This window comes from Rhodococcus globerulus (genome assembly GCF_019334125.1).
Classification (GTDB): domain Bacteria; phylum Actinomycetota; class Actinomycetes; order Mycobacteriales; family Mycobacteriaceae; genus Rhodococcus_F; species Rhodococcus_F globerula.
In genome coordinates this window covers 4,135,758-4,149,638 of the sequence record NZ_CP079698.1, presented here as the reverse complement: position 1 = coordinate 4,149,638, position 13,881 = coordinate 4,135,758, and the positions used below count along the sequence as shown (strand labels likewise).

Genomic DNA, 13,881 nt, shown 5'->3' with positions numbered 1-13,881 from the left:
AGTTCCTCCCAAGGTCGGGGATTGACTGGAATTCGCGCTGAACCGGTTCTGGCACTACTGAATGAGTCGAACGACGACCTCAGCGACACAGGCAACCTTGGTCGAGGTGTCACTGTGAACCGTCAGCGTCAGAATTGCCTGTGTAGCACCATGAGCAGCATCGACTGATGTGAGTTCGCCGGTGCAATAGAGAGTGGAGTCGACTAGGACGGGGGCGGGAAAGCGAACCCGATTCAAGCCGTAATTGATCGAGGACTGGATTCCGTCCACCTCCAGCAGGTCCTCGATGAACGGGGCGAGAAGCGACAAGGTCAGAAAGCCGTGCGCGATGGTCGACCCGTAAGTGCTGCTGGCGGCACGAATAGGATCAGTGTGGATCCATTGTCGATCGGCGGTGACGTCAGCGAAGGCATCGATCATCTGCTGTGTGATGTGGATCTGCCTGCTCTTACCCATGTCGGTTCCCACTGCGTGGTAAAGCTCTGACAGTGAAGCGAACGTGGTCACATCGACACTCCACCGTCGACGGGAAGTACTACTCCGGTGATGTACGACGCTTCTTGCGAGGCGAGGAAACCAACGGCAGCGGCCATTTCCGATGGATCACCGAAGCGCCCCAGCGGTATTCCTGCGGTGAGCTCTTGCCGTTTGCTCTCCGGGATGGATGCAATCATCCGCGTTTCCGCGTTGGGTGAGATCGCGTTCACGGTGACGCCGAACCGTGCCAGTTCTTTCGCTGCTGTTTTGGTGAATCCTATGATTCCTGCCTTGGCTGTGGCGTAGTTGGCCTGACCGGTATTACCTCGCAGCCCGCTGTACGAAACAACGTTGATCACCCGGCCGAATTCCTGCGCACGGAAGTGCGGGACGCAGGCCCGGGTGAATCGAAATGTGCCTCCCGCGTGGACGTCGACGACTGCGTTCCAGTCCTCGTCGGTGAGTTTCCAGAGCACTTTGTCGCGTAAGATTCCGGCGTTGTTGACCAGGATGTCTACGCGGCCGGTACGTGCAACGACTGCTGCGATGACTGCGTCGACGTCGTCGGTGTTTGTCACGTCAGCGGCAGCTGCATGAGCACCGATTTCCTGCGCAGCGGCGCCCACGACCGATGCGTCGTTGTCGACGATCGTGGTATCTGCACCCGCGCGGCTGAACAGTGCGGCGAGTTCGAGACCGATACCGCGGGCACCACCGGTGATGACGACGCTACGTCCGATGAAGTCGAAAGTAATGTTGGACATGATATTTAGGCAGTTTCCTTGTCCTGTTGCGCTGAGGTGAACGGGGCGGATCTGAACGAATACTTACTGGGAGTGGCCCGACGGCGCGCGACCTGAGGTTGCCTTTCCGGCAAATGCCTGAGCGATCGAAAGCCACAGCTGGGCCGTCTCACCGCGTACATCGAGTTCGAGGTCGGCCGTGTGACGCCGTTGGGTCACGGCGAGGCAAAAGTCCTCAGCCTGCCCTGACACCGATTCCGGTGCATTCGGCGGACCCCATTGCCACGAGGAGCCGTCCGGTGCCGTCAAATCCACGAAGATTTCCGTTGTCGGAGCAGGGAGGCCACGGAGTTCGAAGGAGAAGTTTCGTGTTCGGACACCTAGATGGGCAATGTGTCGAAGTGCGCTTCCCGCAGGATGTTCGATATGGAGCGCGTCGGCGATGTCCTGTCCGTGTGCCCATGTTTCCATCAGCCGCGCAGTCGCCATCGATGCCGGCTTCATGGGAGGGCCGAACCATTCGATCGAGGTGGCCGGCGGGAGTTCGGCAAGTCTGGTGCTCAGCGCATCGCGGTGCATCGTCCAGCGGTGAAGGAGATCTGCCGGGCCGGTTCCTAGTTCCACGGCAGCAGCGTCGTCGACGTATTGGTCCGGATCGCAAGCGTGTCGCTCGCGCACAGCGTTGAACTCGTGAAGATGATCGATAGCCAACGACGAGACTGCATCGGTCCAGTGCAGATGGCCGACCTGGTGCGCGATCGTCCAGCCCTCGGCAGGGGTCGGATTTGTCCACTCATCGGCGACGAGATCACGGACCATCGCTTCGATGAAGGCCCCTTCTGCACGCAATTCGACGATGACGTCGGCGATTTCGACCATCTTCATGTACTCCTGGTATCGCGTCATTGACGCACGGAAGGGCGCCGCTCGACCGGGCGATCTGATCGAGCGGCGCTCGAGGCACAGATTTTGTTACTGCTGACGACTTGTTACTGCTGACGACGCCGTGTGCGCAGGTGAGTTGTGTCGGGTTCCACCACGGTCAGACCTTCAGGGTCTGTGAGTGGATTCCCCACGACTACGACGCCGTAGTCGCGTTCGGCGCCTTCGATACTGACGTATTCATTTCGGACGTCGGCCAGGACCCGTGCGGGGTCTCGGTCGAGCGGATCGCCCCAACCTCCGCCTCCATTGGTGAGGTAGCGGAACAAGGCGTTGGGCTCGGTGCGCCATACCGGCGTGCTGGCGAAGTGTGCGTATTCACCGTCCGGGTCGATGCACTTGGTCTCTGGATCGAGGACACCGCCGACTGGGGTGGAGTGCGCGTAGACGTCCGGTTCGGTATCGAGGAGTCTCTTGTTTCGGGAGACGTCGGTTTCATCTGTTTCGAAGAGCCAGACCGCCCCGAGGGCGCCGTCGCGTCCGCCGTTGACACCGGCGCCACTGGCCACCTTCGTATGCAGCGGACTCGAAAAATGTTCGGCAGCAGTAAGATACAGAGTGTCCTTGAGGACGGCGGCTCCGCCTCGGTTCGCACCGGGTCCACCACTGTCGATCTGGTACTGCTTACGCAGCACAACCGCAGGTGTCTCGGATTCGATCGCTTCGGTGGCCGGGTCCAGGTTATTGAGCTGGTATTGGACCGAATAGCTGTCACCGTCACCCGCTATGGTCGCGCCCCATGGCCCGTGCTCGCCACCACACTGTGCGGTGGTGTTCCATGGGGTGCCGTCGAGACGGAGTCCGTTTGCGTTGTGCAGATTCAGTGAACCGTAGTCGCCGCCGACTGCACGATCACCGAGTGCCTTCTCCAAAGCTTTGAAGATCGCGAGGAGAACAACTCCGGAACTGTCGAAGTAGAGGAATACTGCACCGTCGGGAGGTGTCGCGCTGATGAATGTTCCTGCAGGAAGGACGATATCGATGTTTCGGTACTCACCGGAGGTGAACGGTGTGTGCGGACTGATCAAGAATTTCAGTGCCACCCCGACTGCGGTCTTGGTATCGAGCGCACCGCAGTTGATGCTGGTCCTCGCTTGGGGGGAGGTTCCGCTGAAGTCCAGTTCGATCCGGTCGCCTCGTTTGACGACCTTCAGTTTCACCTTGTAGTCGAGGGTGTCGTCGATTCCGTCGGAGTCGATTCCCTCTTCGGCCTCGTAGATTCCATCGGGGATGCTTTCGAGTGCATTTTGCATCGCCTCTGCGGAGACGTCCGTGCTGTACTGGATCGATCCGAGGTAGGCATCTATTCCGTAACGTTCGATGCTCTCCAGAATCAGCCTCTCGCCCAGAAGCAGGTTCTGGAAGATCGTCTTGATATCGGGTAGTAGGAGCTCGCCGTAGCGTGCGTTGTCGAAGATCAGGTTGAAGGACTGCGCAATCGGCTTGTTGTTGCGGTAGAGCAGCATCGGTGCGATCACGAGTCCGTTTTCGTACACGTTTCGCTTGGTTCCACTGAAGCCGGCGGGGACGATGCCGCCCATGTCGAGCTGATGTGCGCGCAGCGTCACGAAGGAGACGATCTCCCCGTCGGCGAAAACGGGTCGCACGAAGCAGACATCGTTGACGTGTGTTCCGGCACGGTAAGGATCGTTGCAAATCAGGACGTCGCCGGGACGCAACTCGCCGGCTCCGTACTCTTCGACGGTGTTACGGACTGCTTCAGCGATGCTGCCGAAGAACAGTGCGAGACTGTTGCTGACAGCGGAAGTCGGGTAGTTCATTTTCGGCGGGCCGGAAATGACCGCGGCGAAGTCGTACCAGTCCCGCAAGATAACGGAGAAAGCATTGTTGAGCAGCCCGGTACACATGTGCTGAACCACGTACCGCATGCGTGCGGAAAGCACCGATGCGGTAAATCGATCGCAGTGGTAATGGTCGTTGAACTCGTTTTCCGAGAGGGTCTTGAGGCTGGTCGTCTGGTCCGATGTGGTGGTCATGATTCGTGTTCTCACATTTCCCTGATGCGGAGTTCGGCATGCTTACCGACGGTCGCGACCTGTCCGGGGACAAGGAATGTCGTCGACAGAGGCTCGCGAATGACGGCGGGGCCTTCGATGCGGTCCCCGGCGAGTAGGTGCGCGCGTTCGAATTCCTTGCCGTCAAGCGGCTCGTCGGTGAGGTATTTGATGGTGATACTGCGGGTCGGCTCGGGAGATTCTCCGTCTGCGCGGCTCGGAATCGTCGGGTACTCGACCTTGTCGGCCTTGACGATGGCCTGGACCCGATAAGTCACACCCTGTACGGGGAGTGCCTCGAAACGGTTGCCCGCGCGCTCCTCGTAGGTGTCGTGGAAGTTGCGTACCATCTGGGCGACGCCCTCGGCGTCGATTGTTCCCGCTGGAACTTCGATGAACGGGGTCTCCCAGGTTTGTCCGGCCAGCCGTCCGTCAAAGCTCCGTTGGAATTCGACGCGATCACGATGGTCGTCGCGAATCTGCCCCGACAGCTTCTGCTCCATCGACTGGAAGATCTTGTCGACGGACTCGGCGACCTCGGGTGTCAACAACGTGTAGGCACTACGGCTGTCGGCGTAGACGAGGTCGGTACTGACCAGGCCCAGTGCGGAGAACAGACCGGGGTGCGGTGGCACGATAACCTCCGCGGCATGGACCAGGCTCAACGCTGCGGGGAGCAACATCGGACCGGCGGCACCGTATGCAACAAGGCTGAAGTCACGTGGATCGACACCATGCTGGATGGCGACGTTCGTCAAACCCTCGGCGATATTGTTGATCGCGATGTTGAATGCGTAGTTGACGCGCTGATCGAAGGACAGTGCACAATCGAGGTTCTCGAATGCCTGCCGAGACAATTCGGCATCGAGCTTCATACGCCCGCCGGCGAATCCGTCCGGATCGATAACCCCCATCAGCAGGCAGGTGTCTGTCGTTGCCGGCTGCGTTCCGCCCGTGCCGTAGCAGGCTGGTCCAGGATCCGAGCCGGCGCTTCCCGGACCGACCTTGAGTTCACCGGCCGCGTTGATGGTGACAAGGCTCCCGCCGCCCGCTCCGATTGCGTTGACTTCGTTCGAGAGCGCGTTGACGAGCAGATCATGCTCGAGTTCGAAGGTCGTGTTGACGAACGGTCGGCCGTCCGAGACGAGGCTGATGTCACATGAGGTACCACCGACGTCTGCACACAGCAGATTCGATGCACCGATGAGACTGCCGAAGTGAGCGCTCGATACGGTACCTGCGGCTGGGCCGGCGAAGACGATCCTGAACGGATGTTCCATGGCCACATCGACGTGAACGAGTTGCGCAGCGCAATCAGCAAAGTTGAGATCACCGCGGAACCCGAGTCCACGCAGACCTGAGTCCAGTCGGCGCGAGTAGTCGGTGTAGATCAGTCGCATGAACACGTCGATGACGGTGGTCGAGGCGCGCGCGAATTCCTTTGCAAGCGGGGATACTTCGCTCGAAATTGAGACTGGAATGTCGCCGAGTTCTTCGTGGACGAGCTGACGCAACCGCTCTTCGTGATGGGCGTTGACATACGAGTTGAGAAGACAGATCGCCACGCCTTCGATATCGCACTTACGCAGAACCTCAAGTTCGCGGCGTACCGAGTCCTCATCGAGGGGAATCAGAATGCCGCCGTCGGCAGTGATGCGCTCCGTGATGCCTCGCCGCAGGTAACGATCTACGAGTGGACGGTTTGCGTCCCCGTAGGATCGGCGCCATTGCGGGTTCATCAATCCCTCGGCCGGCCGCCAAGTGCGCCCCATATCGAGGATGTCGCGATGTCCTTCAGTGGTGAGGAACGCGATTTTCGGTAGGCGGCGCGTAATCACGGCGTTGAGACCATGTGTACTTGCGTGGTTGAACACCTGCGCCTGATCGACAGCTACCTCGGCTGCACCAGCCAAGACGCCTTGCTCAGTCGTGTGGACATCCGTAGAGATCTTGGTCGTCTTGATCTGGCCGTTCTCGATGGATACGACATCTGTGAATGTCCCTCCGACGTCAACACCAATCATGGTTGCGAGCCTTCTGTTCGTTGAGGATTTGGGAAAATGATGGAGTGCTCGTCGAAAGTCATTCGATATGTAGATTTTTCGAAGTCAGCGAGATCGGTCCGAGTCGCTCCCACGGGACCCGACGAACTGAGGTGAGCGTCGGTTGATGTTTGACAACGATGAACCAGCCTCCTTCTGACAGGACTGGATAGCGCTTGAAATCGGCTTCGGTGGAGCCAGGGAAATCGCGTGCAATATCAATACCGAGTGCAGCGAGTTCGTCAGCAGTGACGTCTTCTCGTCGCACGGTGGGTGCGAGTGGATTGCCGGACGTCGAATCATTCATCGTGAACGCCTTTGAGTCGAATCGATGGAGTGATGCAGAGGGCTTGGCAGGTGATGAGGTGCGCAATCAACTCGCGAAACACCCTGCGCCCCGGGATCACACCTCGGGAGCCGCCCACCAAGTCAATCAGTGAGCATTTGCTTAGTGTGTTGCATAGGTCACTCGTTGTCAACAGTTGCCGAAGAATTTTGGCCGTATCGCTACGACGAAGCACCCGCCATACGGTCTGCCAGCGAGACATAGTGCGAGGCAAGAACATCTGGGTCGGAGATGGCTCGAGAGGGGAACCAGCGGACTGCGTCTATCGACAGCGAGAGGATCCCCAGAGTTGTTGCAGACACGTTCCCCACATCGAAATCGCCGGTCTTGACCCCGTCTCGAACGATGTTCTCCACGACGGCATGAATTCTGCGGCGCACGTCAGCGACCACGGCAAAGTTCTCGTCGTCGAGGAACTTGATCTCGTACTGGACAATCCTGCCGACCACATGGTTCTCGGCATGCCAGTGAGTGAAGTCGTACACAGCTGATCGCAGTCGTTTTCGAGGGCTTCCCTCCACTGACGCCGAGGCGAGGAGGCTCTCGTAGCAGGCATTATGCCCAAGCAGGCACAGCTTGAATAGCATCTCCTGCTTGGAGGCGTAGTGGATGTACATTGCGGCAGGACTCATTCCGGCTCCTGCAGCAATATCGCGCGTCGTGGTGCCCCGGTACCCATTGGTGGAGAACGCGTCCCGAGCCGACACGAGGAGGCGGTTCGCCGCGTTCGACTCGGTCGTCGAGGGCGGACTGCTCGGATGCAATCCTGACAACCAGTACTCCCGAGATGCGTCTCCTGCAATTATCGCGTCACTCGTCATGGACTTCCTCTGTTCAGGGGCGAATTCGGTGCCAGGAACTCATTCTTGCCTACACCGCCCACGCCTCCAGCCCCTCGCAATATGTTGCTTGGATCACCTATGATTAAGCATATGCTTAGAATCTGGTGTCGGCAAGATCCGAAACCACTCCACGCGCGCCGTTACGACCTGCGCAACTGCCGCATCGACAGGCGCGATCGAGCTCCAGATACGACCCCATCGGGCCATTGTTCGGCTGATGACGACATGAGAAAACCGGGATTCACACATGCTTGGACTTATGCAAGATCGGGCGCTTTCACTACCGCTTCTGATGAACCGGATGGAAAAACTTCACAGCCACAAACATGTGATCACAGAACAAATCGGGTATCGGATGATCTCGAACCAGGGAGAGATTGCAACGCGAATACGCTCCTTGGCAGCAGTTTTGGATCGACTGAAGGTGCCGAAGGAAGCACGTGTCGGGACCTTCGGATGGAACACACAGCGTCATTTGGAGCTGTACATGGCGGTTCCGTGTACAAGCAGGATTCTTCACACGATCAACCATCGACTTTTCGCTGAGCAACTCACCTTCATCGTCAATGACGCTCAGGATGACGTCCTTTTCGTCGACCGCTCGATACTGGAGGTGATTTGGCCCGTCGTCAAGACCTTCGAAACTGTCCGCCACATCGTTGTTATGGATGACGGCGCAGACTTCCGACTTCCCGACGATCCACGTCTCCATGACTACGAAACCTTGCTCCGCACAACGCCACCGGTCAGCTACGATTTCGAAATCCCCGATGACAGAACCGCTGCAGCCCTGTGCTACACCTCAGGGACCACGGGTCAGCCCAAAGGCGTCCTCTACGACCACCGGTCGATCATTCTGCATGCCATGATGCTGCAGATCGCCGACTCATTCGCCTTGAGCGAGTCGGACACGATCATGCCGATCGTTCCGATGTTCCATGTCAACGCGTGGGGACTGCCATACGCGGCCCTGATGTGCGGTGCAGAATTGGTCATGCCCGGCACTTCGACGAGACCTGAGCAACTCATCGAACAACTGGACCGCCATCGAGTCACGTTCGCTGCAGCGGTGACCACCGTGTGGCGAAATGCTGCTCCGTTCCTTGAGGCTGGAGATCTGAGCAGCCTGCGGCACATCGTCAGCGGCGGCGGAGCCGTCCCCGTCTCCCTCTCACGCCTGTACAGGGAAAAGCTCGGACTTCCCCTGAGAAACGCATGGGGCATGACCGAGACCAGCCCTGTCGTGACCAGTTCACGATTGGACAGCGTCGACCAAACGCTGGGTGAGGAACAACAGTTGGAACTGTTGGCCAGCCCGGGACCCTCGCTGCCACTCACCGAGCTCCGTCTCATGCGCGAGGACGGAACACTTGCAGCCCACGACGGCACCTCGACCGGAGAATTGCAGGTCGCGGGTCCCACTATCGCCGGAGGCTACTTCGGCCTCACCGACACGACCGATGCAATGTCAGCCGACGGATGGCTGCGAACCGGCGATGTGGCGACCATCGACGCACGTGGGCAACTGCGGATCGTCGACCGGACGAAAGACCTGATCAAGTCAGGGGGTGAATGGATCTCATCGGTTGAGCTTGAGAATGAGATCATGGCTGACCCCAGAGTCGCGGAGGCCGCTGTCATCGCTATTGCACACGAACAGTGGGGAGAACGACCGATGGCCTGCGTGGTTCCCACACTCGAACGGGACCTCACGGGCGAGGACATACGGACATTCTTGCGTGGACGTGTCGCGAGTTGGTGGATACCTGAGGAAATCTTGGTCATTGACGAAATCCCCAAAACTGCAACAGGAAAATTCTCTAAAGTCGCCCTTCGCGAACAAGTTTCCACTCGTGTGCGCGAAGTGGAGTAGGAGCACCTTCATTCAGGCTGGTCGTTGAACGTCGCTGGTACCAACCAGTTGTTGTGGCGCTGCACGTTTCCGCAGCGCCACAACGCGACCGTCAAGTCGTTGTCCTGAACGGTCGATTCCGAAAAGTAGACGCCGCGTGGAGGGCTATAGGCACGCTCGTGCGATCTCAGATGCTGTTATTACTCGGGAATGCCGACCGTGCCGCCGCTGTGCGATTTCGGTGAAGTACCAGCCCCGCTCCCTCCACTGCACTGATCGGCGCACCTCGCGGTGTTGGTCAACGAGCGAAGGCCCCGCCGCAGTTCATTCGCGACGGGACCCTCACACTGCGAGTTGTTGCTCTAGTTCTTGACTACGGGTGCAGATGCCGGTTCGTCGTCTACCAGGGCTGCTGCGATCGTCGGTTGTATCGGCGTGCGCAGCAAGAGCTGACGCAATACGGCGACGACGACCAGCGCAACGGCAGCGGCGATGGTCAAGAGCCCGATCGCGGATGCAGGGTCCCCCGTGCGGGATTCGGCGATACCGAAGAGGTTCGGGCCGAAGAATCCGCCGAGAAGTCCGATGGAGTTGATCATGGCGAGACCCGCTGCGGACTGGACTCCGCTGATTCGGCTCATCGCCACAGACCACAGAACGGGCGCCGTGCCGGTGACGAAGAATTGCATGACCGCCAAAGCAATGAGGCTGACAACGTAGCCCGAGTTCGCGGCAACGAATGTAGAAACGGCCGCGCCGATCATCGCGACGGCAATGAACCGAATCGGGTGGCCGTAGATACGGAACATTCTCGGATACACCAGAACGCCGATCAAGGCACCGACCGCCGGCAGTCCCGAAACTGCTCCGATAGCCAAAGACCCTGACACACCGAAACTCTCGACGATACTCGGCATGAAGAACGTGATTCCGTAGACGCAGAGTTGCGTGACGAAGTAGATCGCACCGATCGAGAGCAGGACCCCACTCGAGAACACTGACTTGAGGGCCTTGCGGACGGAATGTTCCGGTTCCCCTGCCACCGTGGTCTTCGCGATCAGTGCTTCCTTCTCCTCGGCCGAGAGCCAACGAGCATCGCGAGGACCGTTGGGTAGGTAGAACCACAGGAAGATGCCGAACAGCACGGTGGGGATGCCTTCGAGCAGCAGCAACCACTGCCACCCGTACATACCCAGTGTGCCGTCGAGGCCCATAATCGCTCCACCCAGCGGGCTGCCGAATACGGTGGCAATTTGCGGGGCGACGAGCAACATACCGACTGCTACGGCTCGGTCTCGGGACGCGAACCAGAGGGTGAAGTAGAAGAGCATGCCCGGGTAGAACCCGGCCTCGGCGACCCCGAGGAGAAACCGCATGATGTAGAAACTGGTCTCACCCTGAACGAACATCGTCAGTGTCGAGATCGCACCCCACGAGATCACGATGCGACTGATCCATCGGCGGGCACCGAACTTGTGGAGCATCAAGTTACTCGGGATTTCCAGTACGCAGTACGCGAGGAAAAACAGTCCTGCTCCGAAACCGAATGCGGCGGCAGAGATGCCGAGATCGATATCGAGATGGGTCTTGGCCAGTGCAATGTTTGTGCGATCGAGAAAATTCAAGATGTAGGCAAACATCAGGACGGGAATGAGGCGGAGCCATACCTTTTTGGTCGCCGAGGCGTAAAGACGCTCGAGCGCATCGGCTGGTACGAATGAAGTCATGTGAGGTCCTCTGGGCTGTTGCAACCGCGATCACGAGTAGTTGAATACGCGGGGCACCGTGGGTCTTCGGAGAGATCCCAAGTCGTGTGCCGGCTGGGTGGTACAGATCACGATAGTTGCGAAACCTGTGAGTTCTTAGGTGATTTATCCACACCATAATTCTCGTGCTGGTGTGGATAAAGTCCACCTGATGGAGAGTTTCTGATTCACTGTCAGGAACGCCCCGGCGCAGACTCAAACTCTGACGTGGGTCGGAATACGACACTGCGGGCGGGTTTCGGGTGTGAAATTCTGCGGTGTTCAGTAGGTCGACGAGCCACTACTCTCGATTGATTATCTTGCGTACTGCAGCCTCAGCAGATGCGCGTGTGAAATATCGAGCCGAAAGTGGGACTGTCGTGGAGATTCGTCGGATCGTGACCGGATACGACCCGAGGGGAGCATCGGGGATTGTCGAGAACGAACTGGGAACTCCCCTAGCTCCTCGGGCTCTGGCAGGCCTGGAGTTCTTTCCCGTGTGGGCAACCTCGTCCGACGGAAGTCCGCTACAAGCGCCCGATTCCGAATCGCTGCCGTATTGGCCGGGTGCTGGGGAAACCCGATTTCTCTTAGTCCGCTGGGCACCCCGATCAGCCGTCCCGGAACCTGTGGGGGATCTCGACGCACTCGCCGCGGATGCCGAACGTCAACTTCCGGGATTGATGGGTGCATTCGAGCCCGACGACCCCGGCTTTCACACGTCGAATTCGGTGGATTACGGATTGTGTCTCGAGGGAGAAATGTGGTTGCGGCTCGACGGCGAAACCGAGCGAAAGATCCTTCCCGGGACGTGCGTAGTGCAGCGCGGCACGCGACATAAATGGGAAAACCGAAGTGACGCACCAGCAACGATGCTGTTCGTGCTGATCGGGGCCGATCGAACCGTCGTCTGAGTTACCGCGAGAGAAATCCTTCCGATCTCGGCACGGTCAGTGACCCTGATGGTCGATCTCGGCTGACAGCACGTGCAGACGGACGGCCAGTTGTAGAGCCAGTGCGTCGTCGGGTTGCTGCCACTGAGATCCGACGACTGCACTGACACGCTCGATGCGCTTGACCAGCGTATTCATGTGCACGTGAAGGCTTTTTGCGGTTCGGGTGAGGTTTCCCGAATTCTCAAAATATGAAGCTAACGTTCCGATGAGATCGGTTCCACGGCGCGTGTCGTAATCGATCAGAGCGCCGAGTGTGTCGTCGAGAAACACTCGCAGATCATCACCCCGGTCTGGATCGAAGAGCGTGGCATATAACCCGAGATGCGTACTCGACACTCCCTTATCGTCAATGCCGATGGCGCGCAGGATCTTCAAGCAACGTGTTGCGATACCGAAGGGGCGTCCCAGGCTGTCCTGGGGGGAGAGGGGGGCGACGCAGACTCGTATCGGTTGGTGCATGGTCGCGCGGAGTCGGCGTTGGATCGCGGCCGCGGCGGCGTCCGGGTCCGATGCCTGAAAAGCCATAGTCGCGGTTCCGAGGTAGTCGCCGGCCAGACCTGCCCAGTCCGGCGACAATGAGTGAAGTCGCCTGGTCACGTCCAGTGACCGGACAGTGTCCCCTTCTGCAACGAGGAGCGCATTGAACTGGTCGATACGCATATGGCGGGAGGAGGCTCGGGCAAGAAGCTCTGGGGCATAGGGCCGATTGGCGTTGATCACTTCGGTGAGCAGTTCGCCGCGGACGCGTTCTTCGGCCTCGACTACTGCGTTTTGCTTCAATGTCATTAGTCCGAGAATCTGTGACGCGCGCTCGAGTGTTCGACGCTCGATCGCACTGGGCCGCTGAGCATGGGACAGTACAACTGCACCCAGATAGCTGTCACCGGCCACGATTGCGACGATGCTGTGGAATTCCTTACTGCTGTTCTGCGCAGTGTCACCGGTGATGCAGCGGCCGGTGAGGCGACTTTCGGCGAGGACATGACGGAGCCCGTCGGAGGGGGAGTCGGCCTTTCCCTGCACATTGCCGGTGGCGACGAGTAAATGGTCGTCGCGGTCGTAGATCGCCACTCGTCCGCCGAGTGACTCGACCAAGAGATCAGCGACCTCACGGGCCCCGCCGCCCGTCAGTACGACGCGCGTGAGGGATTCGTGAATGAGGGCTGATCGCTCGATAGTCGCGTAGGCATCCTGAAGTTCCGCCAACGCACGCGTGCTCTCTTCGTAGAGGCGCGCGTTCTGCAGCGCGACCGCTGCATGATCGGCGAAAGCGCTCAGCAACGCAACCTCGTCGATGTCGAACGGTCGCTCGACCCGGTCTGCTGCGTAGAGGATTCCGAATACTCTCTCCCCGTCGCGAAGTGGCACTCCGAGGAGAGCAACGATCCCTTCCGCTGCAAGTACCGCATCGAAGTCGGGATCGTGTACCAACGTGGCGTCCGTCAGATAGTTCCGTACCCAGAAAGCGGACTGGGTCTCCACGACACGGCCACCGACTCCGGTGTTGGCCGGCACGTGGGCGGTCCGAAACGAGGGAGACAACGACCCTTCGACTGCGCGTAGGGTCAGCTCCGACCGGGGGTCGTCGAACACCGAAAGATAGGTGACATCGGTTCCGATCAAATCGTGTGCGTGACGCACGATCGAGCCGAGTACCGTGTCGACCTCGCCGAGCGCGGTAAGAGCGCGTGCTGTGGCGTAGAGGCTGGCGAGTTCCTTCTCTCGGCGGTGACGATGCTCGACGAGCTCGGTCAGTGACTGTGTGGACTCGCTGGCAGTGTGTTCACCGACGGCATCGTCGGGGTGATTGATGTCCACACCTGCGACCGTACATTGGTGGCAATTGATGACGGGTAGAGAATTGTCAGGGGTCTCTACATTCCCTCTCCTCCGTAGCGCCGCGTGTGCTGGCAGGATCCCC

11 protein-coding genes are annotated in these 13,881 nt (G+C 59.2%); 2 read left to right on the top strand and 9 right to left on the bottom strand.

The window, feature by feature from the left end; translation table 11 throughout:
• Positions 1 to 54 precede the first annotated feature (54 nt).
• From KYT97_RS18885 to KYT97_RS18855, 7 genes are all read right to left on the bottom strand, one after another.
• On the bottom strand, positions 55 to 507 hold the full coding sequence (locus tag KYT97_RS18885) for a MaoC family dehydratase (RefSeq protein ID WP_219110450.1): 453 nt from the start codon (positions 505 to 507) through the stop codon (positions 55 to 57).
• The gene (locus KYT97_RS18880; RefSeq protein WP_219110449.1) at positions 504 to 1,241 is read right to left on the bottom strand and encodes an SDR family oxidoreductase; all 738 of its coding nucleotides are present in this window, start codon (positions 1,239 to 1,241) and stop codon (positions 504 to 506) included. The genes KYT97_RS18885 and KYT97_RS18880 overlap by 4 nt, the downstream gene beginning before the upstream one ends.
• A 63-nt stretch (positions 1,242 to 1,304) precedes the next feature.
• Positions 1,305 to 2,126 (bottom strand): TIGR03084 family metal-binding protein, encoded by an 822-nt coding sequence (locus tag KYT97_RS18875; RefSeq protein ID WP_245005870.1) that lies wholly within the window; start codon positions 2,124 to 2,126, stop codon positions 1,305 to 1,307.
• Between the two features lie 83 nt (positions 2,127 to 2,209).
• Positions 2,210 to 4,159 (bottom strand): hydantoinase B/oxoprolinase family protein, encoded by a 1,950-nt coding sequence (locus tag KYT97_RS18870; RefSeq protein ID WP_219110448.1) that lies wholly within the window; start codon positions 4,157 to 4,159, stop codon positions 2,210 to 2,212.
• Between the two features lie 11 nt (positions 4,160 to 4,170).
• The gene (locus KYT97_RS18865; RefSeq protein ID WP_219110447.1) at positions 4,171 to 6,201 is read right to left on the bottom strand and encodes a hydantoinase/oxoprolinase family protein; all 2,031 of its coding nucleotides are present in this window, start codon (positions 6,199 to 6,201) and stop codon (positions 4,171 to 4,173) included.
• A 58-nt stretch (positions 6,202 to 6,259) separates the two neighbouring features.
• Positions 6,260 to 6,526, bottom strand: coding sequence for a hypothetical protein (locus KYT97_RS18860; RefSeq protein WP_219110446.1), 267 nt, complete (start codon positions 6,524 to 6,526; stop codon positions 6,260 to 6,262).
• A 200-nt stretch (positions 6,527 to 6,726) separates the two neighbouring features.
• Positions 6,727 to 7,386 (bottom strand): TetR/AcrR family transcriptional regulator, encoded by a 660-nt coding sequence (locus KYT97_RS18855; protein WP_219110445.1) that lies wholly within the window; start codon positions 7,384 to 7,386, stop codon positions 6,727 to 6,729.
• Between the two features lie 268 nt (positions 7,387 to 7,654).
• Between KYT97_RS18855 and KYT97_RS18850 the strand changes: the two genes are divergently transcribed.
• Positions 7,655 to 9,280, top strand: coding sequence for a long-chain fatty acid--CoA ligase (locus KYT97_RS18850; RefSeq protein ID WP_219110444.1), 1,626 nt, complete (start codon positions 7,655 to 7,657; stop codon positions 9,278 to 9,280).
• Positions 9,281 to 9,621: 341 nt separating this feature from the next.
• Here KYT97_RS18850 and KYT97_RS18845 read toward each other — a convergent pair whose 3' ends face one another.
• Positions 9,622 to 10,986 carry an MFS transporter gene (locus KYT97_RS18845; RefSeq protein WP_219110443.1) on the bottom strand — a complete coding sequence of 455 codons (1,365 nt, stop codon included), beginning with the start codon at positions 10,984 to 10,986 and terminating at the stop codon, positions 9,622 to 9,624.
• Positions 10,987 to 11,402: 416 nt separating this feature from the next.
• On the opposite strand from KYT97_RS18845, the gene KYT97_RS18840 reads away from it, so the two are divergent.
• On the top strand, positions 11,403 to 11,918 hold the full coding sequence (locus tag KYT97_RS18840; protein ID WP_219110442.1) for a cupin domain-containing protein: 516 nt from the start codon (positions 11,403 to 11,405) through the stop codon (positions 11,916 to 11,918).
• 36 nt (positions 11,919 to 11,954) lie between these two features.
• Here KYT97_RS18840 and KYT97_RS18835 read toward each other — a convergent pair whose 3' ends face one another.
• The gene (locus KYT97_RS18835; protein WP_219110441.1) at positions 11,955 to 13,778 is read right to left on the bottom strand and encodes a helix-turn-helix domain-containing protein; all 1,824 of its coding nucleotides are present in this window, start codon (positions 13,776 to 13,778) and stop codon (positions 11,955 to 11,957) included.
• Between the last annotated feature and the right edge of the window lie 103 nt (positions 13,779 to 13,881).